Genomic DNA, 1,043 nt, shown 5'->3' on the forward strand with positions numbered 1-1,043 from the left:
GCGTATTGCAGCGCCTGCTCGGTCAAAGCCGCCGCAATGCCGCGACCACGCAACGCGTTGGGCACAAAAGTGCGATAAATATCCAGGGTCTGTTTTCCCAGATCCATATAGGTCAGGTAGGCACGATAACCGTCCACAGTGGTCTCGAACTGATGACCAGCCTGGTCATGGTGGATGGACAACGCCTCGCTCATCACTACTCCTCGCGGGTCTTTAATTCTGACCCCTACCTTACCGATGTTTTTCCGGCGAAGGAACAACTACGCCACCCCGTGCCTGAATGGACACCGAGAGAGCCGCACCAATCTCGCGCAACCGAGCACGTATCAAATAGTAGGCACCATTGGCAAAAATGCTCAAGGGACGCTCGTCATTGTGCATCGGGTGGCGGGTGTTGCCGCGGATTACGCAGGAACGGCTCGACCGAACGGGTCAAAGCCTGAACATTGCCGGATATTGAGACTTAAGACGAGCGCCCTTTGTTTAAGTCACCTCAACATGGATAAAGATATGCGAGCGGCTGCGCAAAATTCGAACACAAGTGTAGACAAACCCATCTAGACGGACTTTGGGCAAGACCAAAAAACAGCCGCCGGGCCAGGGAACTTTTTCCCAACGGCTCGCTCAGTTCGGGCCTCGTAGCTGGATATTTTTTATACAACGCAGTTAAAAGTTGCTCGAAAAAGAATCAACGCCTACAATTTTTTTTGCTTCTTGCGCTACGTCAGTTTACTTACTACAAGTAATGGGTAGTATGTACGCCGGCTATTTCCTCACTCTGAGGAGACAGCTACTTAATAGAAAGTCCTTGAAGGGGAACACGATGAACAACGTTCTGAAATTCTCTGCTCTGGCTCTGGCCGCAGTTCTGGCTACCGGTTGCAGCAGCGTATCGAAAGAAACTGAAGCACGTCTGACTGCTACTGAAGACGCAGCAGCTCGCTCCCAAGCTCGTGCAGACGAAGCTTACCGTAAAGCTGATGAAGCTCTGGCTGCTGCTCAAAAAGCACAACAGACTGCTGACGAAGCTAACGAGCGTGCTC

At 51.8% G+C, this 1,043-nt stretch carries 2 protein-coding genes; one reads left to right on the top strand and one right to left on the bottom strand.

Going from position 1 to position 1,043, the window contains the following annotated elements; translation table 11 throughout:
- Positions 1-194 (bottom strand): GNAT family N-acetyltransferase (locus AC1DLB_RS30800; protein WP_477786378.1); only part of this gene is annotated, 194 nt, incomplete at its 3' end.
- A gap of 629 nt (positions 195-823) precedes the next feature.
- On the opposite strand from AC1DLB_RS30800, the gene AC1DLB_RS30805 reads away from it, so the two are divergent.
- The coding region (locus AC1DLB_RS30805) for an Lpp/OprI family alanine-zipper lipoprotein (RefSeq protein WP_477786379.1) at positions 824-1,043 on the top strand (220 nt) is incomplete at its 3' end.

It is taken from the genome of Pseudomonas sp. 05N434 (genome assembly GCF_056396965.1).